The organism is Citrobacter sp. VF227, from assembly GCF_052950715.1.
In genome coordinates, this window is sequence record NZ_JBRFVF010000001.1 from 1,383,808 (window position 1) to 1,407,338 (window position 23,531).

21 protein-coding genes are annotated in these 23,531 nt (G+C 50.8%); 9 read left to right on the forward strand and 12 right to left on the reverse strand.

The genetic code is table 11. The features are described from left to right. Position 1 precedes the first annotated feature (1 nt). Positions 2-892, forward strand: coding sequence for a cupin domain-containing protein (locus ACU8YC_RS06780; RefSeq protein ID WP_446895138.1), 891 nt, complete (start codon positions 2-4; stop codon positions 890-892). Between the two features lie 113 nt (positions 893-1,005). Then, positions 1,006-1,545 carry a DUF2058 domain-containing protein gene (locus ACU8YC_RS06785; RefSeq protein ID WP_187253506.1) on the forward strand — a complete coding sequence of 180 codons (540 nt, stop codon included), beginning with the start codon at positions 1,006-1,008 and terminating at the stop codon, positions 1,543-1,545. Positions 1,546-1,635: 90 nt separating this feature from the next. On the opposite strand, the gene pgtA is transcribed toward ACU8YC_RS06785, so the two are convergent. From pgtA to pgtC, 3 genes are read right to left on the reverse strand one after another with little or no spacing between them, the layout of a single operon-like run. Then, positions 1,636-2,883: a two-component system response regulator PgtA gene (gene pgtA / locus ACU8YC_RS06790; protein WP_151224058.1), complete on the reverse strand. Its 1,248-nt coding sequence runs from the start codon at positions 2,881-2,883 to the stop codon at positions 1,636-1,638. After that, positions 2,873-4,867 (reverse strand): two-component system sensor histidine kinase PgtB, encoded by a 1,995-nt coding sequence (pgtB, locus tag ACU8YC_RS06795; RefSeq protein WP_446895171.1) that lies wholly within the window; start codon positions 4,865-4,867, stop codon positions 2,873-2,875. Before pgtB ends, pgtA begins: the two co-directional genes overlap by 11 nt. Before the next feature lie 11 nt (positions 4,868-4,878). Then, positions 4,879-6,078, reverse strand: a complete 1,200-nt coding sequence (gene pgtC / locus ACU8YC_RS06800; protein WP_286538894.1) for a phosphoglycerate transport regulator PgtC — start codon at positions 6,076-6,078, stop codon at positions 4,879-4,881. Between the two features lie 413 nt (positions 6,079-6,491). On the opposite strand from pgtC, the gene pgtP reads away from it, so the two are divergent. Continuing rightward, positions 6,492-7,883 (forward strand): phosphoglycerate transporter PgtP, encoded by a 1,392-nt coding sequence (gene pgtP / locus ACU8YC_RS06805; RefSeq protein WP_286538893.1) that lies wholly within the window; start codon positions 6,492-6,494, stop codon positions 7,881-7,883. A 108-nt stretch (positions 7,884-7,991) separates the two neighbouring features. Here the strand turns inward: pgtP and ACU8YC_RS06810 are convergent, their stop codons facing one another. After that, the gene (locus ACU8YC_RS06810; RefSeq protein ID WP_151217556.1) at positions 7,992-8,234 is read right to left on the reverse strand and encodes a DUF2545 family protein; all 243 of its coding nucleotides are present in this window, start codon (positions 8,232-8,234) and stop codon (positions 7,992-7,994) included. Positions 8,235-8,671: 437 nt separating this feature from the next. Here ACU8YC_RS06810 and lpxP point away from each other — a divergent pair, with 437 nt between their 5' ends. Beyond that, on the forward strand, positions 8,672-9,592 hold the full coding sequence (gene lpxP, locus ACU8YC_RS06815) for a kdo(2)-lipid IV(A) palmitoleoyltransferase (RefSeq protein WP_187253509.1): 921 nt from the start codon (positions 8,672-8,674) through the stop codon (positions 9,590-9,592). Between the two features lie 41 nt (positions 9,593-9,633). On the opposite strand, the gene ACU8YC_RS06820 is transcribed toward lpxP, so the two are convergent. Then, positions 9,634-10,251 (reverse strand): lysozyme inhibitor LprI family protein, encoded by a 618-nt coding sequence (locus ACU8YC_RS06820; RefSeq protein ID WP_151217558.1) that lies wholly within the window; start codon positions 10,249-10,251, stop codon positions 9,634-9,636. 343 nt (positions 10,252-10,594) lie between these two features. Here ACU8YC_RS06820 and ypdK point away from each other — a divergent pair, with 343 nt between their 5' ends. After that, positions 10,595-10,666: a membrane protein YpdK gene (ypdK, locus tag ACU8YC_RS06825; protein ID WP_010723117.1), complete on the forward strand. Its 72-nt coding sequence runs from the start codon at positions 10,595-10,597 to the stop codon at positions 10,664-10,666. Between the two features lie 65 nt (positions 10,667-10,731). Here ypdK and alaC read toward each other — a convergent pair whose 3' ends face one another. Beyond that, on the reverse strand, positions 10,732-11,970 hold the full coding sequence (gene alaC, locus ACU8YC_RS06830) for an alanine transaminase (protein ID WP_151217560.1): 1,239 nt from the start codon (positions 11,968-11,970) through the stop codon (positions 10,732-10,734). A 387-nt stretch (positions 11,971-12,357) separates the two neighbouring features. Between alaC and ACU8YC_RS06835 the strand changes: the two genes are divergently transcribed. Genes ACU8YC_RS06835 through ACU8YC_RS06850 form a run of 4 tightly spaced genes read left to right on the forward strand, consistent with a single transcriptional unit; the run spans position 12,358 to position 15,922 of the window. After that, a complete protein-coding gene (locus ACU8YC_RS06835) occupies positions 12,358-14,055 on the forward strand; it encodes a LytS/YhcK type 5TM receptor domain-containing protein (protein WP_151217562.1) in 1,698 nt (565 codons plus the stop codon). A gap of 14 nt (positions 14,056-14,069) precedes the next feature. Continuing rightward, complete coding sequence (gene ypdB, locus ACU8YC_RS06840; RefSeq protein WP_151217563.1) at positions 14,070-14,804, forward strand: two-component system response regulator YpdB; 735 nt, start codon at positions 14,070-14,072, stop codon at positions 14,802-14,804. Between the two features lie 15 nt (positions 14,805-14,819). Further along, complete coding sequence (locus ACU8YC_RS06845) at positions 14,820-15,683, forward strand: AraC family transcriptional regulator (RefSeq protein WP_286538892.1); 864 nt, start codon at positions 14,820-14,822, stop codon at positions 15,681-15,683. Between the two features lie 59 nt (positions 15,684-15,742). Continuing rightward, positions 15,743-15,922 (forward strand): hypothetical protein, encoded by a 180-nt coding sequence (locus ACU8YC_RS06850; protein ID WP_151217566.1) that lies wholly within the window; start codon positions 15,743-15,745, stop codon positions 15,920-15,922. A 43-nt stretch (positions 15,923-15,965) separates the two neighbouring features. On the opposite strand, the gene ptsP is transcribed toward ACU8YC_RS06850, so the two are convergent. From ptsP to glk, 6 genes are all read right to left on the reverse strand, one after another. Beyond that, the gene (gene ptsP, locus ACU8YC_RS06855; RefSeq protein ID WP_286538891.1) at positions 15,966-18,461 is read right to left on the reverse strand and encodes a phosphoenolpyruvate--protein phosphotransferase; all 2,496 of its coding nucleotides are present in this window, start codon (positions 18,459-18,461) and stop codon (positions 15,966-15,968) included. Positions 18,462-18,484: 23 nt separating this feature from the next. Beyond that, complete coding sequence (ypdE, locus tag ACU8YC_RS06860; RefSeq protein WP_151217569.1) at positions 18,485-19,525, reverse strand: aminopeptidase; 1,041 nt, start codon at positions 19,523-19,525, stop codon at positions 18,485-18,487. Beyond that, entirely contained in the window at positions 19,525-20,610 is a 1,086-nt protein-coding gene (ypdF, locus tag ACU8YC_RS06865) for an aminopeptidase (RefSeq protein WP_151217571.1), read from the reverse strand. Before ypdF ends, ypdE begins: the two co-directional genes overlap by 1 nt. Before the next feature lie 17 nt (positions 20,611-20,627). Next, a complete protein-coding gene (locus tag ACU8YC_RS06870; protein WP_151217572.1) occupies positions 20,628-21,875 on the reverse strand; it encodes a PTS fructose transporter subunit IIC in 1,248 nt (415 codons plus the stop codon). Between the two features lie 20 nt (positions 21,876-21,895). Next, a complete protein-coding gene (locus ACU8YC_RS06875; protein WP_003028254.1) occupies positions 21,896-22,222 on the reverse strand; it encodes a PTS fructose transporter subunit IIB in 327 nt (108 codons plus the stop codon). A gap of 191 nt (positions 22,223-22,413) precedes the next feature. Then, the gene (glk, locus tag ACU8YC_RS06880) at positions 22,414-23,379 is read right to left on the reverse strand and encodes a glucokinase (protein ID WP_151217573.1); all 966 of its coding nucleotides are present in this window, start codon (positions 23,377-23,379) and stop codon (positions 22,414-22,416) included. Positions 23,380-23,531: the final 152 nt, after the last annotated feature.

Below are 23,531 nucleotides of genomic sequence, written 5' to 3' on the forward strand. Positions count from 1 at the left end.
CATGAATACTTCTGGCTGGCTTCTTAAGGGTGGAGAAGCAAAAACATCCGTCTTCCACCTCGGCAGGTATTGTAGCGAATGGAAAGCATCAACATACTCCTATGGTGAACCGAGTTTTCATATCGTCCTGAGCGGGGAGTGCTGGCTGGATTTACTTAACCAACAACCACGTATCAAACTGGAAAAGGGAGATATTCTCTTCTTTTTTAATAATTTTCCTTTTTTTCTGGCCTCATCTCCTGATACAAGTCTTGATGATTTACCACGTAAACAGATGAGTAAGATTGAAGAATCATCTTCAGAATCCACCGATCTGCTTTGTGGTTTCATCCAACCCAGATCTATCGCTAGCCAATTGCTATTTGCCTTACTTCCGGACATTTTTGTGATCAAACAAAAAGACGACGTCAGCAATAAAATACACACTCTCTTTGAGTTACTACTGACTGAAGTAAACGCATCTGCCGATGAAAATAATTGCATTATTGCGCACCTGACCGATGCTATATTGCATTATGTCATTAGCGAATCCTCTTCCTTATATGATATTGACGTAAACCTCTTGAATGCGGCAAATGATGAAGCCTTAGCCAAATTAATCATTGCAATAATAGACAACCCACAGTATTCATGGTCGCTGGATGATATGGCTCGCTTCACCTATATGTCGCGTTCGTCATTTATTCGCCGTATATTGAAAGCGACAAGCTACACACCGAACCAGGTATTAAGCAAATTAAGGATTTATGTATCATTAAACCTGCTCAGAAGAGGTATAAAAAATGAGGTCATTTACAGCAGAGTAGGATATGAATCATTATCTGGATTCTATCAGGCATTTAAACGTGTTATGGGGACAGCACCAGGAGACTATCTCTCATCTGGTAAATAAACTACCCACGGAGTGAATCCGTGGGCTATCTGGAGAACGTTTCCCCATTCTGGCATCCCGTCGAACGTTAAGGTTATAATCCTTACAACGATTTTATTGGATTAGAAGCGACAATGACAAAACTTACCCTACAAGAACAGATGCTTAAAGCAGGTCTGGTCAGCAGCAAAAAAATGGCCAAAGTGCAAAGAACGGCGAAGAAGTCACGCGTTCAGGCTCGTGAAGCCAGAGAAGCGGTTGAAGAGAATAAAAAAGCGCAAATTGAGCGCGACAAACAGCTCAGTGAGCAGCAGAAGCAAGCCGTTCAATCTAAAGAGTATAAAGCGCAGATCAAGCAACTGATTGAGATGAACAAAATCACCATTACCAGTGGCGATATTGGGTACAACTTCACTGATAATAATCTGATCAAAAAAGTCTATGTTGATAAAGTGACGCAGTCTCAGCTGATTAAAGGCCGTCTGGCCATAGCCCGACTGACGGCGGAAAACGGCAGCGAGAGCGAATACGCCATCATTCCGGCTGTCGTTGCCGACAAGATTGCACAGCGTGACGCAAGCTATATTGTTTTAAATTGCGAGCTGAGTCAGGAAGCGAAGGACGAAGACGATCCATATGCTGATTTCGTCATCCCTGATGATTTAATGTGGTAAGAAAAAAACAGATATTCGTTATGTATTTCGGTGAACGCCAACGCCGCCACCGAAATACTATCGACGTCACTTATCCCCTGACACTGTCGACTAAAACTTGTAGTGCTCTTTGCTCAGCCCGTATTTTCTCATGCGTAAATACAGTTTTTTACGCGGGATTTGTAAATACTCCGCTACTTCATTAATTCGCCCCTGGTGAATATTCAGCGCTTCAGTAATGATCTGTCGCTCGTACTCTTCAACCCGACGATCGAGCGGTGTCGGTTCCAGCAAATGCAATTGCGGATTCGCGGTTTCAGCCAGCGGAAGTAGCCCAACGGCAAAAAGTTCAGCGGCATTCGCCAGTTCCCGGACATTACTTAACCACACGCGACGCCGCATGCCTTTCAATAAATCGCCTTCAACGTCGGGCACGGGATGGTTCAGGCGCAGACAGGCTTTCTGCAGATAGTGACGAAACAGCGGCTCAATATCATCCGGTCGCTGAGACAGCGGCAGGCAACCAATCTGTGTCATCGCGAAACAGTAATAAAGTTCAGCCGCAATTTGATTGGTTGCTGCCAGTTCCACCAACGATGCGCCGCCAATGCCTATCAGACGAAACGGGCGCCGCTCCAGGCTTTGCAAGTGCACCAGATGGTGCTGCTGTTCGCTCGTCAGGCACTCAATATGGCTGAGAACCAGCGTTCCTCCTTGCGCCTGTGCAATAAGGTCATTGAGTTGTCCCGTATTCCCGGGCGTCAGTTCACCGCGGATGAACGGTCCCTCCGCGCTACGTCCAAACTGATGCAAATAACGGGCTCCGGTCATGCGCCCCGTTCCCGGCTCGCCATAAAACCAGACGGCGATATCCGTTTCCGCCAGTTGCTGCAGGCGCCGACGATACTGATTAACCCAGTCACTGTAACCGAGCAATTCCACCTGGAGCTTTTGTTGGCAATAATGGCGACGAGCAATCACGGATTTTCTCTGACGCAGCGCATCATCAACCAGCGACAGCAGTTTGCCGGGATCGACCGGCTTTTGCAGAAAGTCCCATGCGCCTTTCTTTACGGCTTCCACCGCCATCGGAACGTCGCCATGCCCGGTAATAAGCAGGATTGGCAGCTGATTATCATCCTGATGGAACAGCGTCATCAGATCGATCCCATTGCACCCGGGCATACATACATCACTCAGAACAATCCCCGGCCAGTCAGCCTGCAGCCAGTTTCGGGCATCAAAAGGATTACTGCATGCGTAGACACGATACCCCTCCTGTTCAAGCAACAGCGTGTAAGCGTCGAGAACATCGGCATCATCATCAATCAACAGAACAGAATATTCATCACTCAACATCGTTTACATCCGTCAGATTAAATTGCAGAACGACGCAGGCATTACGCCCCAGTGTCGACGCAAGGCGCAGCTCGCCATTCATTTGCCCCATTAACGATACACAAATCGATAAGCCGATACCGAGACCCACATCCTTACTGGTAGTAAACGGCTTTAACAGCGATGGCAATAATGCCTCAGGCCAGCCGGGACCGTTATCACTGACAAAGACGCACAATCGGCTACCCTCAGCCTGCCAGTAGACCTCTATTTGTGCGGCAGTTGGGCAGGCGTCCAGCGCATTTGCCAGTACGTTTACCAGCACCTGCTGAATACGCACTTCATCACCTGTCACCCATACGCTGTGGTCGGGAAGCGTCAGCGTACCCTGCTGCGGCTTATGTCGCATGGCCAACAGTTCCCAGGCAGCGCTGAATGTTTGTCGGAGATCGACCGGATGCAAAGGTGCGCCCGGTTCGGCCCGACGAGCAAACTGACGCAGTGAGCGGATAATGGCGTCAATACGGGTAACCAGCCCCTCAGCTTTGGTTAATGTACTTCTGGCCTGAACGGATTGCCCTTGTTCAATTGCCCTTCCCGCCGTAAACAGGTACATCGACAGCGCGTTCAGCGGTTGGTTAATCTCGTGTGCCAGCGTGGTCATGGTCTGGCCAACCACCGCCAATTTTGCCGTCTGGATCAGTTCATCCTGCGTTGCCCGGAGATCGGACTCAATCTCCTTGCGCTCTGCCACCTCCAGCTCAAGCTGATTTTTCTGCGCACTCAACTGACCCAGAGTATGGCGCAGCAATCTTGCGATACACCCCAGCTCATCGCGCCCATAAACCGGGATAGTGGCATCCGTTCTGCCAAGGCCAATTTGCACCACAGCCTGGTTGAGCGCGGTAAAACGCTTCACCAGACGTGAACGAATAAAATAGTGGTTAAGCCCCCAGGCAAGAAGTAGCGCCAGCAGCGTCGCCAGTAGAATAAGTCCCCCGCTGACACGAACAATTTGTTCCAGCCGTTGGTTAAACATCTGCATTTGCTGATGGCTGCTTCCCAACTGCGCCTCAAGCAGCGTTCGAAAGCGCCCGAGCGTTGCTTCTCGGACACGGTTGGCATCAACGAGCGCTTTTTGTGCGGCGACATAATCACGCATCGTATCGGGCATTTTATTTTTCATCATCCCGATTTCCAGCAGCTCATCAATGGTTTGCCGCAAGGTGATTGTGCTGGGCCAGTCATCGAGGGTACGGATATTTTCATCCGCCGTTTTCTTCAGATTCTCCAGATAGCGGATGTGATTCTCCACCAACATGCCGTCGTCACTACCCGACTTCAGTTCATTGAGCCTGTCGCGTAAATCATCCACGATCTGATTTTCAATTCTTGCCAGGGTGTAGACCTGTTGCTGCTCGTTTTGCACCTCTCTGGCACGCTTGAGATACAGCGCCGCATCGCCGTTTTTGGCCTCGATTTGATCCAGCAACGTTCCCTGCTGCCAGGTAAAATCCTGCACCAGCGAATTCAGCTCGGTAGTAAAATCATCGTGGAGCCAGTCGATACGCGCAGAGAGTTCGCTGACTTTTTCGCGTACGAGAAACATGTTGTAGAGCACCCGGTCCAGCTCCGCCATCAGCGCCCGACTATCTTGCAACATCACCGCCAGCTGCTGCTGTTCTGTCGACTGAAGCCCGCGGCTCAACCCTTCAATTTTGTCCAGGTGTGCAATAATTTGATTGCGCAGTTGCAATCTCACCGTCGTGTTGGGGGCTAACAGAAACTCATTCAGTTGATCCACAACCAGGTTCAGATTCCCTTCAATCAAAAAAGCAGAATGCACTCGTGGGAAGTAATCATCGAGCGAATAGCGTATCTGCGAGCTCTGCTCATGCCAGGAGTACAAACTGACGCAACTTACGCTCAGCGTCAGTAGTGCGCCCATCAGAAACGCGCCTCGCAGGCTGCTGCTGATGCTGAGCTGACGCAGGCGCTGCAGTATCGAGCCACCTTTCATTTTAACTCTTCCAGTTTGGATATCGCCTGACGCTGATTGTTAAGAAACCAGAGCTGCCACTCCATCATCTGCTGTTCGGCCACGCTTTTATTGTCAAATTGCGCCAGCCAGGCCTCATCTTCACTACTTCTGGCGTCTATCGGGACGCTGGTCAGCAGTGCTCTTATTTCAGGTAGCGGCCGTTTCAGGCGCGCTTCCGCACTGTATAGCGCCCGCCAGGCATCCTTCAGCTGTGCGAGTCGAAAACTGATGGCAGTATCAAACATCCTCTGCACCAGTTGTTGCCGCTTCAGGATCAGTCGGTAATTAAGCGCAGGCTGGTTCATCAAAATAGCCTGCTGAGCGGCACGTGGATTATCTGGCGCGAGCTGCGTGACCGGATATTTACCCGTGTTAGCATCCGCAAGGATCCGTTGTCCTTCCGGGCTTAACAGATAGCGAATAAACCGACGCGCTTCATTGCCGTGCTGGCTATTCTTAAGAACGGCAACATAGGTCGGCGACACCGCCGAGCGAGGAAAATAGGTAAAAGCCAGGTGCGGATCGTTAAGCAACAGGTTGGCATAGTTATCAATGACCGGCCCCGCAACGCCTAAACCGCTCTTAATTTTATCGGCCACGCCAAAACTGCGTGATGAAATCGTTACAAGATTACCGGCGCTGGCCAACAACGTCGCCCAGCCCTCTTCCCACCCTTTTTGCTGCAACAACGACTCAACCATCAGATGATTGGTATCGGAACGCGACGGGCTACTCATCAGCAGCGCGTTCTGATATTTAGGCTGCGTTAAATCTCCCCAGTCGGCAGGAGGCGACAGATGCCTTGCCGCCAGCGCAGAACGATTTATCAACAGGCCAAAACCAGATATCGCCACAGCCACGGAGGTCGAACGAATCGAATCAGGCACCAGCCGCTGACTTTCCGGCAATACATTATCGAAAGATGCCAGCTTCTGATGCTCCTGAAGATGCTGCAACAGCATGGGCGATGAGGTCAAAATCAGATCGACGTTTTCCGCATTCGCATTATCCAGCAGTTGTTCCAGCGAACTGCTGGTCCGGTTTAGCGTGCGAATCATCACTGACCCCGGCTCCGTTTGCCAGCGCTGGATAATCCAGGCTGTTGCCCCTGGGGAAAAGGTTGTCGCCATCACCAGCTCTTTACTCTGGCCCAGACAGCTCGCTGACAGTGACATAAAACAAAGCGAGATCGCCCAAAAATGCCCCCATCCTAAAAGTCTGTTTGTGATCCCGTTCATAAATACCAACATGTGCAAAAAATAATATTGAGACAAAATTTACCCGTTTATCACGACAGGGGAAGAATAAGGTTATTCTCAGAATAACCAAACAGAAAGTAGCAACATGCATAAAGATTACCCGAAAATGCAGCCTGAATTTGTTAATATCCGCACACACCGATGATAAAAACGACTATAAAAGAATGATCTTTAAAATTCATTATTAAAAAAGAGTCAAAATAAGCCATGCCGTGCATAAATTGTGTCAATAGTGACACATATCATCAACTTGAGTTTCTTTGCCGTCTATTCCACTCTTCCCAGCGAAAAACCCTGATATTCACATCAATAAAAATTTAGGTGATGATATGTTTTCAATATTTAAGGCAGGGACAGCGGCAAATAAAGTCCCGGCGGAGAAAGTCCAGGAAACTTATGGCCGATACCGCATTCAGGCATTACTCAGCGTATTTCTTGGCTATCTTGCGTACTATATTGTGCGCAATAACTTTACCCTCTCGACTCCGTACCTGAAGGAACATCTGGATCTCAGCGCCACGCAGATCGGTTTACTCAGCAGCTGTATGCTGATTGCCTATGGGATCAGTAAAGGTGTTATGAGCAGTCTGGCGGACAAGGCCAGCCCGAAAGTGTTCATGGCATGCGGCCTGATACTGTGTGCTATCGTCAACGTAGGCCTGGGATTCAGTACCGGGTTCTGGATTTTTGCCGCTCTGGTCGTTTTCAACGGTTTGTTCCAGGGGATGGGCGTTGGCCCCTCATTTATTACCATCGCTAACTGGTTTCCACGTAAAGAGCGTGGACGTGTCGGCGCATTCTGGAATATCTCACACAACGTTGGCGGTGGTATTGTCGCCCCGATTGTGGGTGCTGCCTTTGCCATTTTGGGAAGTGAACACTGGCAAAGCGCCAGCTATATTGTCCCGGCCGGTGTTGCCGTACTGTTTGCTTTTATTGTGCTGATGCTGGGGAAAGGTTCACCGCGCCAGGAAGGCTTACCGGCTCTGGAACAAATGATGCCAGAAGAAAAAGTCGTATTAAATTCCCGACACGCTGACCAGGCGCCAGAAAATATGAGCGCCTTCCAGATCTTCTGTACTTATGTATTGCGGAATAAAAATGCCTGGTATGTTTCACTGGTAGACGTCTTTGTCTATATGGTGCGTTTTGGCATGATTAGCTGGCTGCCAATTTATTTATTAACCGAAAAACATTTCTCCAAAGAGCAAATGAGCATAGCGTTTCTGTTTTTCGAATGGGCGGCAATTCCTTCCACATTACTGGCGGGCTGGCTCACCGATAAACTGTTTAAAGGCCGTCGCATGCCGCTGGCTATGATTTGTATGGCGCTGATTTTTGTCTGCCTGATCGGCTATTGGAAAAGCGAGTCGCTGCTGATGGTCACAATTTTTGCCGCTATCGTGGGTTGCCTGATTTATGTTCCGCAGTTCCTCGCTTCCGTTCAGACGATGGAAATCGTGCCCAGCTTCGCAGTAGGCTCTGCGGTAGGACTACGCGGATTTATGAGTTACATTTTTGGCGCATCACTGGGGACCAGCCTGTTTGGTGTCATGGTCGACAAAATGGGATGGCATGGTGGCTTCTATCTGCTGATGGGTGGGATTGTCTGCTGCATCCTGTTCTGCTACCTCTCTCATCGTGGCGCTCTGGAGCTCGAACAACAACGAAAAAATGCTCAGCAAGAGGAAGCATCACTGCAGTTGGCCGATGCCCGCTAATCAATTTCAGTCTCGCAAAAAAGTGCCAGCGATGCTGGCACTTCAATAAATTCAGATAAAGAATAAATATCTCAACGTGATATTTATTGCTAATCGTAACATTCAAAATTATTGCTTACCGTAACCCACCATGAAGCGAATAATCAAACCGCATGCAGGAGCAATAAAAAGAAATAATCCGGTTACCATTTCGTTACCATTGGTCAACCGCATAGTTAAAATGTAAATTAATGCCGCAAGGATGGCCATGCCGAGGAAAGCGCTGATCGACGCCGCAGCGCCCATAACCTGCCAGATATAACAACTGACGCCCAAAATGCTTAGTACAAGAAAGATCCAGAAATAGAGCATAGCGATACCTCCTGTCTGCCGTAAACTTAACGTAAGTCCTTACGCTTCCTTAACTTTATATTCTAAGACAAGTCCCATTTCTGCGCAATTTAAGCAACATCTTAGTTACAAAATCATTGACCTGCGCACTATTCAACTGTCTGAAAGATTTTTTTATCTGCATAAAAACAACGAATTATAAATAGGTTAATTTTTACGCTTAATCGCCGTAAAAACATTTACGAATCTTGAGTAATTATTTCTGGCTGACATTAATCTTCGGGTGTACATTGTGCGTCCGATCATTCATGCCCCCTCGTGGTTTTGTCCTGACTCAGTTTTACACTCTTTACAGGAACCAATGTCGTTCATGGCGGCCTAACGATCAGTATCAGAGAGTAACGCTGTAGACAAAGAATCTTCGCGATACATTTATTCCGTATCAACAACAGGTGCTTATGTTCCCCCAATGTAAATTTTCACGCGCGTTTTTGCATCCGCGCTATTGGCTCACGTGGTTTGGTGTCGGCGTGCTCTGGTTACTGGTGCAACTTCCTTATCCAATATTATGTTTTCTTGGTACTCGTACAGGAACGCTGGCGCGACCATTTTTAAAACGTCGCGAATCTATTGCCCATAAAAATCTTGAGCTCTGCTTTCCCAATCTGTCGCAGGAAGAGAGAGACAAACTGGTTGACGAAAATTTTCGCTCACTCGGCATGGCGCTTCTTGAAACGGGTATGGCCTGGTTCTGGTCAGACCGCAGGGTTCGCAAATGGTTTGATGTAGAAGGATTAGACAACCTGAAACGTGCGCAGAGGCACAACCGTGGCGTGATGGTGGTCGGCGTACACTTTATGTCTCTCGAGCTGGGCGGTCGTGTTATGGGGCTTTGCCAACCGATGATGGCAACCTATCGCCCGCACAACAATAAGTTGATGGAGTGGATCCAAACCCGCGGTCGTATGCGCTCGAACAAGGCCATGATCGGCAGAAATAATCTGCGCGGTATTGTCGGTGCATTGAAAAAAGGAGAAGCCGTATGGTTTGCTCCCGATCAGGACTACGGCCGTAAAGGAAGCTCATTTGCTCCCTTCTTTGCCGTCAAAGATGTGGCAACCACCAACGGTACCTACGTGCTGTCGCGTTTGTCGGGTGCAGCGATGCTGACCGTAACCATGGTGAGAAAAGCAGATAACTCTGGTTATCGCCTGTTCATCACGCCTGAAATGGAAGGTTACCCGGCTGATGAGTGCCAGGCAGCGGCCTATATGAACAAAATTATCGAAAAAGAGATCATGCGCGCCCCCGAACAGTATCTCTGGATCCACCGTCGCTTCAAAACGCGCCCGATGGGTGAAGCCTCGTTGTATATCTGAAAAGAAAGGCCGCAAGGCCTTTCTTTTTTTCTCCAGCTGAATTACTTCACGCCCCACTTATTGTGGAGTTCAGTCATTCGTTCGTTATAGCTTCGGGCAATGCAGGCTGGCTCATTATCCTTCTCCTTCCAGCATTCGTTGCGTCCTTTGATCCAACCGCGCTGCTCTGCTTTTAACATCGGATCATTGTTCGATTTAGCCAGTGCCTGTTTAAAAATTTCGTTCAATTTCAGGTCCATTGCAGAGAGCGATGGGCTCTGGCAAATAATATCTTCCGCACTTCCCTTTTGAACAGCAGAGCAGGAGTAAGACGGACCAGCGTTGGTCGATTTTTTCGCTGGAGAATAATCAATATTGTCCTCCGGCAGGCAAACCCCGTGCTGACGATTAGGTCCAGTCCATGATACATCCGGATTTCCGTCATCGTTGCGGGAGATAGAAACGGTATTCTTACCACTTGTCGCCTCCCAATAGTTTTCATTGAAAGCCTTCACCGTCGCCTTCGCGCCATCAATCCAGACATTACCTTTACCATCACTATTCACACCACCAATACTTGCGCAGCTGAAATTGAACGCCAGCGGCGAGGCCGCCATCGACGTCAACGGCGTAAGAGCGAGTGCTAACATCATTAACCTGGTCATTTTTAACCTTTTCATTATTAAATTCCGCGAAAAATTAACCGCATTAACATCATGGCGATATGAGAATTATCCGAGTAAGCATTCCGTCGCTCAATAGCAATTTATTACCGAAAGAAATTAAACTGTCGCCGAATCACGACACTTGTAAGTTATTAAAATTAAATAAAAAAATGCCTCTTGTCTCACCTCATTTTTAGGCGTACATTAGCGCCGTCTGGAGCATTAAAGCTCAGAATTCTGAGGTGATGCAGCCAAGCAAACGAGGGGAATTCTTCATTTCGTTTATGCGTGCATCAGCTCTCTGTCAGGTAAGCATATGTTCATTCAGACGTACCTCAGGTACGCGGAGAGATGAAAAGTGAAATATTTCTTTATGGGCATTTCTTTTATGGTCATCGTTTGGGCCGGTACTTTCGCCCTGATGATCTAAATATAAAGACGCAGCAAAAAAACAGGAGCCCTCAGGCTCCTGTTTGCTTTTGGAGAAACGTGTTGTTAATCGGTACTTTCGGTGGTCGATTTCGCACTGGCTGGCAGCAAACCATCCGCGCGAAACATTGCTTTGATGCCACGAATGGCCTGGCGAGTACGGTCGCGGTTCTCAATAAGCGCAAAACGTACATGCGTATCGCCATAGTCACCAAACCCAATCCCCGGCGAAACGCATACCTTCGCTTCATTCAGCAGTTTCTTGGCAAATTCAAGTGACCCCATCCCGGCGTATTGCTCAGGAATTTTCGCCCACACGTACATTGAGGCCTTGGGCATCTCAACCATCCAGCCCGCTTCATGCAGCCCTTTGACCAGGACATCACGACGACGTTTATATTGCTCTGCAATATCTCGCACGCACTGCTGATCGCCTTCCAGCGCGGCGATGGCCGCAACTTGCAACGGTGTAAAGGTTCCGTAATCGTGATAGCTCTTAATTCGCGCCAGCGCGTTTACCAGCGTTTTGTTACCTACCATAAATCCGATACGCCAGCCCGCCATATTGTAGCTTTTCGACAGGGTAAAAAATTCAACAGCGACATCGCGAGCCCCCGGTACCTGCATAATTGAGGGTGCTTTCCAGCCGTCGTAGACGATATCGGCATAGGCCAGATCATGAACCACCAGCACGTCATAGCGTTTAGCCAGAGCCACAACTTTTTCGAAGAATTCCAGCTCGACGCACTGCGCAGTCGGGTTCGACGGGAAACCTAAGATCATCATCTTCGGTTTCGGATAGCTTTCGCGAATCGCGCGCTCCAGCTCATTAAAGAAATCGACGCCTTCGACCAGCGGCACAGATCGTACCTGCGCGCCAGCAATCACCGCGCCATAAATATGGATCGGATAGCTCGGGTTCGGGACAAGAACAGTATCGCCGTGATCCAGCGTGGCCAGCATCAGGTGCGCCAGACCTTCTTTGGAACCAATCGTCACAATTGCTTCAGATTCAGGATCAATCTCAACGTCATAGCGTTCATGATACCAGCGGGAAATCGCCCGACGCAGACGCGGTATGCCTCGCGAGGTGGAATAACCGTGCGTATCCGGGCGCTGCGCCACGGTACAGAGTTTTTCGACAATGTGAGGAGGCGTGGCCCCATCCGGGTTCCCCATGCTGAAATCGATAATATCTTCGCCGCGCCGACGCGCAGCCATCTTCAGTTCAGCAGTAATGTTAAAAACGTAAGGGGGAAGGCGATCAATACGCGTAAAGCGACGTTCAGGGCGGGTGTCAGCCATAATATCCTCAGATTAACGTTAGCGCCCGGACCGTCCGAGCGACGCTGCCACAATGGTGGCACGTTTAGAAAATAGCCTGAATAATTTCCTTCTGTCGAGAGGCAAACCAAAATATTTTTAATTGACACAAAAGAGGAACAACCAGTAAAAATGAGGAAATAACCATTTTCACACCTCGCTTAAAATTACCTTCATTTAACATTTTGTTGTTAATTACATTACTTTGAGCGCAGCGCTGACAGGACAGGTATTGTAAATACAACAATCACGCAACAATCCCCTTTTAATATTATGGTTTTTCCTCATTAGATACATGCTGCGTGGACGCTGGTCATCCTGGCTCAGGTTACCTATCATAGAGGTTTAACCCTTGCGCAAGAGTCATCCGTGCACGAAATATTCAATATGCTGCTGGCGGTATTTGACCGGGCAGCACTGATGCTGTTTTGTCTGTTTTTCCTGATTCGTATCCGCCTGTTTCGCGAACTGTTGCACAAATCAGCCCACTCTCCGAAAGAGCTACTCGCTGTTACCGCGATTTTCTCAATGTTTGCCCTGTTCAGTACCTGGTCCGGCGTACCGGTTGAAGGCTCGCTGGTTAACGTGCGTATTATCGCGGTCATGTCAGGGGGAATTCTGTTTGGTCCATGGGTCGGTATCATTACGGGCCTCATCGCGGGCACTCACCGCTACCTGATCGACATCGGCGGCGTCACCGCCCTGCCCTGTTTTATCACCAGTATTCTGGCTGGCTGTATTGCAGGGTGGATCAACCGTAAGATCCCCAAAACGCAGCACTGGCGCGCGGGCATTTTAGGCGGAATGCTTTGCGAATCCCTGACGATGATCCTCGTCGTCGCCTGGGCCCCCTCTACAGCACTGGGACTGGATATTGTCTCGAAAATCGGCATCCCAATGATCCTGGGCAGCGTCTGCATTGGCTTTATCGTCATGCTGGTGCAAAGCGTGGAAGGTGAGAAAGAAGCCAGCGCCGCGAAGCAGGCCAAACTGGCGTTGGATATTGCCAACAAAACCTTACCGCTTTTTCGGCAGGTTAACAGCGAGTCGCTCCGCCAGGTGTGCGAAATTATTCGCCATGACATCCATGCGGACGCCGTCGCAATTACCAATACCCAGCACGTTCTGGCCTACGTTGGCGTGGGGGAACTTAACTACCGCGATAACGATGATTTCGTCAGTCCGACCACGCAGCAGGCGATCAATTACGGAAAAATCATCATTAAAAACAATGATGAAGCGCATCGCACGCCGGAAATACACTCCATGCTGGTTATCCCGCTTTGGGAGAAAGGTGTTGTCACCGGTACGCTAAAAATCTACTACTGTCACGCCCACCAGATAACCTCCTCGCTGCAGGAAATGGCCATCGGCCTGTCGCAAATTATCTCGACGCAGCTTGAAGTTTCCCGGGCGGAACAGCTACGCGAAATGGCAAATAAGGCAGAGCTACGCGCACTACAAAGTAAAATAAATCCCCATTTCCTGTTTAACGCCCTGAACGCGATTTCATCCTCGGTACGGCTTAACCCAGACACCGCACGCCAGCTCATTTTTAATTTGTCGCGTTATCTTCGCTACAATATCGAATTAAAAGACGATGAGCAGATCGACATCAAAAAAGAGCTGTATCAAATCAAAGATTACATCGCCATCGAACAGGCACGTTTTGGCGACAAACTCACGGTTATTTATGATATCGATGAAGAGGTAAGCTGTTATATTCCCAGCCTGCTGATTCAGCCGCTGGTAGAAAACGCTATCGTCCATGGGATTCAGCCCTGCAAAGGGAAAGGCGTGGTTACCATCAGCGTTGCAGAGTGCGGCAATCGGGTTCGTATTGCTGTGCGGGATACCGGCCACGGTATCGATCCAAAAGTGATTGAACGGGTCGAATCCAATGAAATGCCGGGCAATAAAATTGGTCTGCTGAATGTGCATCATCGCGTTAAGCTACTCTACGGTGAAGGCTTACATATCCGCCGTCTGGAACCAGGCACTGAGATTGCCTTTTATGTGCCAAATCAGCATTCGCCCACAGCCGCACCGGCTACATTATTGCTTTAACCAGGAGTGAAGTCGTGAAAGTCATCATTGTCGAAGATGAATTCCTGGCCCAACAGGAACTGAGCTGGCTGATAAAAGAGCACAGCCAGATGGAGATTGTCGGCACATTTGACGACGGTCTTGACGTGCTGAAATATCTCCAGCACAACCGCGTGGACGCCATTTTTCTGGATATCAATATTCCCTCGCTGGATGGCGTACTGTTGGCGCAAAATATCAGTCAGTTCGCGCACAAGCCTTTTATTGTCTTTATTACCGCGTGGAAAGAGCACGCCGTCGAAGCCTTTGAACTGGAAGCCTTCGACTACATTCTGAAGCCGTATCAGGAATCACGCATCGTCGGGATGTTGCAAAAACTGCAAGCCGCCTGGCAGCAACAGCAAACGGGAACCTTGCCCGCCAGTCCGGTGGCCCGCGAGAACGACACGATCAATCTCATCAAAGATGAGCGGATCATCGTCACTCCGATCAACGACATCTACTACGCAGAAGCCCATGAAAAGATGACGTTTGTCTACACCCGACGTGAATCATACGTAATGCCGATGAACATCACCGAATTTTGCAGTAAATTGCCCGCCTCGCATTTCTTTCGCTGCCACCGCTCGTTTTGCGTGAATCTGAATAAAATCCGCGAGATTGAACCCTGGTTTAACAACACCTACATTTTGCGCTTAAAAGATCTGGAATTTGAAATCCCGGTTAGTCGGAGTAAAGTGAAAGAGTTCAGACAGTTAATGCATTTATAGCGCAGAGAAAGAGCGATGAAAGAGCCAGGCCTACCCGCAGACCAACAGTTTTTCGCCGATCTGTTCAGTGGCCTGGTATTAAACCCACAGCGCCTGGGGCGCGTATGGTTCGCGACCCAGCCCACTACGCTACCAGGTGGTAGTTTATGTATTGATCTTCCGCGCCTCGATATCGTTTTACGTGGCGAATACAGCAACCGACTGGAAAAAAAGCAATACAGTCTGCCAGAAGGCGACATGCTGTTTATCCCGGCGAAAGCGGCGAATCAGCCTGGCAGCGATAAGCCCGTGATGCTGCTGAGCCTGGTTTTTTCTCCGGCCTGGCTGGGGCTCTCATTTTACGATAACCGAACCGCATCGCTGTTGCGCCCGCTACGCCGGATTGAGTTACCGCATCCGCAGCGCGGTGAAGGCGAGGCGATGCTAACTGCATTAACCCATTTAAGCCGCTCTCCTCAGGCTCAGGATATCATTCAACCGCTGGTGCTTAGCCTGCTGCATCTGTGTCGTAGCGTGGTGAATACGCGCCCTGAAACTGAGCGTCCACGCACTGAATTTCTCTATCACAGTATGTGTAATTGGGTACAGGATAACTATGCCCAACCGCTGACCCGGGAAAGTGTGGCCCAATTTTTCAATATCACTCCCAATCACCTGTCAAAAGTGTTTGCCCAGCACGGCACTATGGGATTTGTCGAGTATCTGCGGTGGGTCAGAATGGCGAAGGCACGCATCATATTACAGAAATACCATCTGTCGATTAGCGAAGTCGCACAACGGTGTGGATATCAGGACAGTGATTATTTCTGCCGCCTGTTCCGGCGTCAGTTTGGTCTGACGCCGGGTGAGTATGGCGCACGTTTTCAATCTGCACGTTGATTGAGACAGCATCAACGGGTTTAATACCCCGCAGACTTAATCAATAAAGTGAATATGCAATGAAAAACAGACGTGCACTCTCCCTGATGTGTTATCAGATGCTGGAATCAGGTACGGATCGTCGGACCGTGAAAAGAGCTCTCACCTCTCATCGTGTAAAGGGTCGCGAAGCGGTAGTGCTGCTCTGCAAACAAGAGATGACGTTGTTGAGGGCCGGGAAACTACCGTTCTCTGATTGATAATTTCCCTTTCTGACCCTCTTATCCACTCTTGCTGTCAAACTTAAAACGTCAGTTCCGCCTCCAGCAGCGCCAGAATACTGTCAGCATTTTCAGCGGCAAACAGCGACTGGCGGAACTGCTTGTTCACAAGCTTGCGCGCCAACTGTGAGAAGACCTTCACGTGATTAATGCCTTCATCGGCACCCAGCGTCAGCATGATCACCAGTTCCACGTCACCCATCTCAGACTGCCAGTCAACGGGTTGCAAAAGTCGGGCAATGCTGATGCTGGAGTGGCGGATCCACTGAGATTTTGTGTGCGGGATAGCCACGCCAAAACCGACGGCGGTGGTGACGATCTCTTCGCGCTGCCAGACATCCTCTTCCAGCTCAAACGGATATTCAGTTCGCCCATTAACGCCAAGATTGCCGCACAGAAACTGAATCACCTGCTCTTTGTTGGTCAGTGGCTCACCAACGAAAATATTCTCCAGCGCCAGCAGCGGACGCACATCTTTCTGCGGTGCAAACTGGTTGAGCAGATCTTCTATCTCCTGAGCGCTACGGCGCTCACAGGCCTGCATGGCGAGTTCACGGCATGCGTGGCTGTCCAGTTGACGAAGCTGGCTTTTCACCGCCGGAATGCGTGGACTGCTCATGCTCAGCTCGTCGAGCCCTAAGCCCAGCAGCAGGGGTAAATAGCGTCCTTCCCCGCCCAGTTCCCCACAAATACCCACCCATTTACCGCGCTCGTGCGCCACGCGGATAATCTGCTGTAACATACGCAGGAACGAGGGCGTAATCGGGTTGTACAGCGGCGAAACGCGCGGGTTATTACGATCGACAGCGTACAGGTACTGGGTCATATCGTTTGAACCAATACTGAAGAAATCCACCTCATCGCAGAAATGGTCGATGATGTAACACACCGATGGCACTTCAACCATAATCCCCAGCGGGATGGTTGAGGCATGGCGTAAACCGTCGGTTTTCAGCTCAACCATAGCTTTCTGCAGTTCGTTTTTTACCCATAAAATCTGGTCGAGACTGTGTACCATCGGGATCATCAGTTGTGCATTACCGAAGGTCGCCGCACGTAAAATAGCGCGTAACTGCGTGCGAAACAGTCCAGCAAACTCCGGATAAATCCGCACCGCACGGTAGCCCAGGAACGGATTCTCTTCTTGCGGAATATTGAGATAGCGAATGTTCTTATCACCGCCAATATCCATGGTGCGAAAGATAACCGGCTTGTCGCCCGCGGCCAATAAGACCTGCTGGTAGGCTTCAAACTGTTCCTGCTCATCAGGCGCGCTGTCGCGGTCCATAAACAGCATTTCAGTCCGAAACAGACCAATCCCTTCCGCGCCATTAGCAAATGCTCCCGGCGCTTCCAACGCGGTACCAATATTCGCCGCAACGTCAATACGCTGATTATCTTTGGTCAGCGCGGATTGGGCAGCATCAAGCGCCTGGCGTCGCTGGCATTCATCAGCGAGCCTCTGCGCAATCGCGTAATAGCCGCGAACCGCCTCGTCCGGATTGATGGACATCACCCCACAACGCGCATCCAGTACTGCCTGCTGTCCTGCATAGCGGCTGATAGCCTCCAGCGGCAAGCCGCTAAGCACTGGAATAGCCGACGCACGGGCGAGGATCAGGGTATGCGAGGTGCGCCCTGTTTTCTCGAGGATCATGCCAGAAAGATGTTGCAAATTAAGGCTTAAAAACTGGCTGGGCGTCAAATCCTCAGCAACCAGAATTGTCGGTTTATTTAGCACCAGCGCATTACGCGGTCGTCTTTCAGGCCAGGTGATGTGCAGCAACTGTTCGCTGATATCACGGATATCGCTGACGCGCTCGCGCAGATAATCGCTACCGGAGGCCGACAGCCTGGCGCATACCTGCTCCATATTGACGATAATCGCCGCGCCTAGCCCCAGATGCTGCTCCAGCATTAAGCGGCGAATGTTCCCGGCAAACTCGTCGTCCTGAATCAGCGACAGATGCGCGCTAAGGATGGTTTTACTCTCACCATCGCGCTCGCGCAGCTGCTGATTGAGCTGTTCGGCTAGCGTCGCCAGACTGTGCTCAAGTCGGGTATTGTCTTCAGCACTCGCCGCTATCACGCGATAGCTTTCCAGATTATTGCTCTGCCAAAGCGTGAGCGTCCCCGCCCCCACGCCCCCTGCCAGCACAGTACCATAAAGAAGGTCTGGATTTAGGCGAATCAACGAACGCGGCAACGGATGCGCCGCCAGTTCCGCCTGCGTCGGCTGAACGCTGTCGCTGTCAATAAACCGATTCTGGAGATACTCCTCCAGCGCTCGCCGGGCCTGTTCTTCATCGCGACCAGTGATGGCCAGGCTACAGCTGTCGTTAAACAGCGTCCCGGTGCCAATCAGCGCCAGCGAACTTTTCGCATCCGCCCTCACATTCTGGCGATGGTTAATAAATATCACCTCACTTTGCCACTGGTTGCACTGCTCTTTCAGCTCCCATGCAGGGCGCGCATGCAGGCCGTTGGGTAACGGGCAAAGAAATTGAATCGTAAGCATAACAACTCCTGATTAGCGCGAAATCAGCATCTGAAATCCGTCAGATGAGCCACGGTTTCGCACGTAAGATGTGAAATAAGAGCCGATAACAATTGCTGCGTCTGAATGATGTCATGACAGTCGGCAATCGATGCAGCGCAGTGCCCATGCCGCGTGGCGGGTCCCATAACAACCGTTGGGATCCCCGTGCCGCTGACGTGCACCGCCCCGCCGTCAGTACCGCCGTTACTGAACATATCGATTTGCAGGGAAATGCCCGCGTCAGCGGCCACACTTTCAACCCAAGCCGTCAGTTTTGGTGGCGCAATCAGCGATTTATCGCTTAACACCAGCATCGGACCTTTGCCGAGCTGCCGATGGTTGGCCGTACCATAATCAAAGTTTTTGCCCCAGCAGGCGGTATCCAACACGATCGCCACATCCGGTGCGACCGCGCGTGCTGCCGTTTGTCCGCCGCGCAATCCCACTTCTTCACTGGAACTGGCTACCAGCCAAACTTCACAAGGGAGAGTGGCGTGATGCCATTCACGCAGTAGCGCCACCAGCAAATAGCACCCAAGCCGGTCATCAAAGGCTTTGCCCATCACTCGTTGGTGCGGCAAAACCTGAAAGGTGGTGTCAAAGGTGACACGATCGCCCGGGCGGACGCCGGCCTGGAGTACCTCATCATAAGATCGCGCGCCAATATCTACCCGCAGCGCGCTCACATCATTGCCGCTACGCTCGCCGTCAAGCAGACCGGGGATTTTGCTCTCTTCGCGGGTGGTGATCCGCACCGGCTGCAGTTGTCTGGCCGCCATGCGCACATTTCCCACCGGTAAGACATCAATCGCCCCTTCGCTGGAAATACTGCGCACGATAAATCCCACTTCATCCATGTGCGCGCAGATCATTACCTTCGGCCCCGCTGATTCATTCAGACGGATCAGTACCGATCCCAGACCATCAAAGCGCACTTCTTTGTGCAGGCGATCCGCCTCCTCAAGCAAGATCTGTCGCACTTCCTGTTCTGAAGAAGCGATCGCATCCGCCTCGCTCAGCGCTTTCAGTAGCGATAAGTCCATTACGCCTCTCCCGTGTGTAACAATGTTTTCGCCATGGTGTAGAGCGCCTCACCGCCGTCTGGCGTCACCAGCACGACATCCTCAATACGCACACCTCCCTGCCCCGGCAGATAAATACCCGGTTCAACTGTGAGCAGCATGCCAGCCGCCAGAGGGGTCATGTCAGAGGGAGAAAAGCGCGGGTTTTCATGCACCTCAATGCCGATAGCGTGTCCGGTATTGTGGCCAAAATTATCGCCGTAGCCTGCTTGAGCAATCACCTGACGGGCAGCTTCGTCCACTTCATGACAGCGCCGACCCGGTCGAATTGCCGCCACCGCCGCACGATGCGCCGCCAGTACAATCTGATAGACGGAAAACAAAGGACTCTCTTCCGCTGGCTGGCTGGCATCTGGGATGCGAAAGGTTCGCGTCATATCCGAACAATAGCCCTGATACTGCGCACCAAAATCCAGCGTGATGAACTCACCTGCCTCGACACGCTTATCACTGGCTTTACCGTGCGGCAGTGCGCCGCGCCAGCCGCTGGCAACAATGGTGTCAAAAGAGGCTTTATCTGCGCCGAGCGTACGCATATACCACTCCAGTTCAGCGGCGATTTCACGTTCGCTGAGACCGGGTTGAATAAAGCGGCGAATATGTTCAACGCTAAGATCTGCAATTCGGCAGGCCTCGCGAATGCTGGCTATTTCCTGCGCCGTTTTTATCTGCCGAAGCACATCCGGTACGGCGCTCACCAGTCGGGCGTGCAGTTTACCCGACCACGCGCTCGCCGTTTCCCAGCTTACCTGCTCACCTTCGAACCCCACCGTCTGCAGCTTTTCGTCCGCAATGATGTGATTCACCCGCGAATACAGCGTGTGCGTTCCATCGAGTAGATGGATCTGATAGCCCTGAGTACGCGTAGCGACATCAGTGTAGTAACGGGCATCGACCAGAATATGCGCGCTTTTATGGCTGATAAACACAAACCCAGAACTGCTGGAGATCCCTATATGCGGCTGTTTATTCTGCCGAGAGGACAGCAGCATCGCGTCGAGATGTTGCGCCGTTAGCCAGTCACGCAGTGAGGCAAGTAAGCTCATGGTCACAATCCTTTTAATCAGAGGCTTTCAATCAGCAATTTGCCTTTGCGATACATCATGTTACGCAGGAACACCACCATCAATGCCGTAATCACCGCGCCTAACAGGATCCCCGCCATATAGACGCCGAGGTTAGTCACCAGCGGCCATGCCCAGATAGCCGATTCCGGGAACCACTGCACCGCCCCCAGCCAGACGGCAGTCGTCGATCCGACAATAGCACCCACCATATAGGAAGGAATTGCCGTGATGGGGCTTTCCAACGCAAACGGGATCGCCCCTTCGCTGATACCCATAAACGCGAGGAACATCGCCGTTTTTCCCTGCGGGTAGAGCTGTGCGCTGAACAAACGTTTACCGGTTAAGCGACGGTCAATAAGCGTGGCCAGCCCGAGACCAATTGGAGGGATCACAATCGCAATAGAACGCGCGGTTACCGGCAGAACGTGATCGGTGGTAAAGCTAAAAGCGACGAATCCTGCAGCCTTATTGATAGGACCGCCGAGGTCAATCGCCGTTGCTGCGGAAATCCCCATTGCATACATCAGCGTGCCTCTCTCTCCGGCCGCCGTCAGCAGAGTACGAATTCCGCCGTTGATCCAGCCGCCAAACGGCGTTATCACGTAATACATCGCCAGCATGACGAAAATGGCGGAAAGAATGGGCAGTAAAAAGGTGGTTTTGAACGCCAGCAGGAAATCAGGCAACTGGATTTTTTGGTTCATCCACTTCACCAGATACCCGGCAACAATCGAGATAATCAGCGCGCCAATAAAAGTTGACGGAACAGGAGCACTGGTTGCCCATTGCAGCGTCGCTGGGTCAAAATTCAGTACTTGCGTGGGCTGGGTGGACATCAGACCACCGATGAACCCCGCGGGAAATGCCAGCTTGCCACCGATTGAGTTGGCGACGAACGCGGCAAACATCGGGATAGCAAAGCCAAACAGCACGCCGCCAAAAGATTGCGACAACCAGGCAAATTTCAGTAATGCGAGATTGAAACCGGTGAATTTTCCGCTGTTCAACGCATCCATGATGCCAGTGTCAGCAGGTATATCGAGCCAGCTATAGGCGATCAGCTGTGAGAAGGCGAGAATGACCCCGCCCATAATTAACGTCGGCACCATGCGTGAAATACCCGACATCACATGTTGCGGAAGTTCGCCCCAGAAGCTATTGCGGGAGGCCGGTGGATTTTTTATTGCCGCTGCGGCACCAGATGCGCCAGGCACAACGGTTGCACTGCGTTTTTTAATGGCCATACGTGATTCCCTGTCGATAATTATTGTTGTTCAGCGGCAACCATCTCTTCGATCTCTTTAATGATGCCGGCTGCATTTTTTATCGCGTCCTGTAACGTAATTTCATAGACGTCACGCGACTCAAAACGCTCGTTGTCTTCAGGGGTGACGGCGACGGAGTGAATGATTAACGTCGCCTCTGCGATATCCTGCGCCGTCAAACGGTTTTGAATTCCATCCGCGCCCTGGGTTTCAATTTTTACTTCATAACCCGCTTCAACCGCCGCTTCTTCCAGCGCCTGAGCCGCCATAAAGGTATGGGCCAGCCCCATCGGGCATGCACAAACAGCAATCAATTTTTTGCTCATATTCATTTCCTCGTAATAGTTAACGAGTGAAATTATGGTCCGGGAAAAGGAACGATCGTTACCAGAGAAATAATGCTTTTACTGGACAAATAATCCCGCAATCAGGAAGTGTGACGAAGGTCGGAAAGGCGGGCGGCAGGCATAAAAAAGCCGCGTAAATAACGCGGCTTTGCAGGTTTTTTGCGAAGCAATTATAAAATATGTCCCAGTGCCTGGCGCAGATGTGCGCCGGAACCCAGCAGGCCCGGGTTATCATGCACAATCAGATATACTGGGATGTCCTGGACGTAGGCTTTAAAACGGCCTTTATCTTCAAAACCACCGCGGAAGCCTGAAGCCTTAAAGAAGTCGAGGAAGCGCGGGACGATACCGCCAGCGATGTATACGCCGCCAAATGTCCCCAGCGTTAACGCCAAATCGCCGCCAAAACGCCCCATGATGACGCAAAACAGTGACAGCGCCCGACGACAGTCGATACAGGAGTCAGCCAGCGCACGTTCAGTGATATCCTTCGGCTGTAGATTTTCCGGCAGCCGCCCGTCAGACTTAACGATAGCGCGATACAGATTCACCAAACCCGGTCCGGACAACACGCGTTCCGCGGAAACATGACCAATTTCGGCGCGCAGAACTTCAAGGATAATCCCTTCTTCTTCGCTGTTAGGCGCAAAATCTACATGACCGCCTTCGCCGGGCAGGCTCACCCAACGTTTATCCACGTGCACCAGATGCGCCACGCCGAGTCCGGTTCCGGCACCATAGACCGCAATCGGTTTACCTTCGACAGGTTCCGCGCCGCCAAATTGGATCAAATGCTCTTTTTTCAGCATCGGAATCGCCATCGATACAGCGGTGAAATCATTGATAATTTCCAGATGGCTGAAGCCCAGATTTTTTTTCATCTCAGCAATAGAGAATGCCCAGGTATGATTGGTCATTGCCACCCAGTCGCCGGTGATCGGACAGGCAATGGCAATGCAGCCATCTTCAACGCTGACGCTATGCTCATCCAGGTACACGCGCACCACGGCCTCAAGGCTTGGGTAATCCAGCCCGGAATAGGTTTTTGCCTGCGAAATCTCGCCGCTGGCAATATCGCACAGAGCAAGACGCGCGTTGGTGCCACCAACGTCACCTACTAAAGCATATTTTGTCATTCTTCTACTGCTCCGCTAAAGTCAAAATAAATCTTTGCCACACTGTAAATTCATGGGGGCATAACAACAACGGTCTAAAAGCTGATGCCCGTGGAAAATCGATCCAGATCACACAATTACTTTATCGTTTCAGCACCATTTGCAGCGATGCC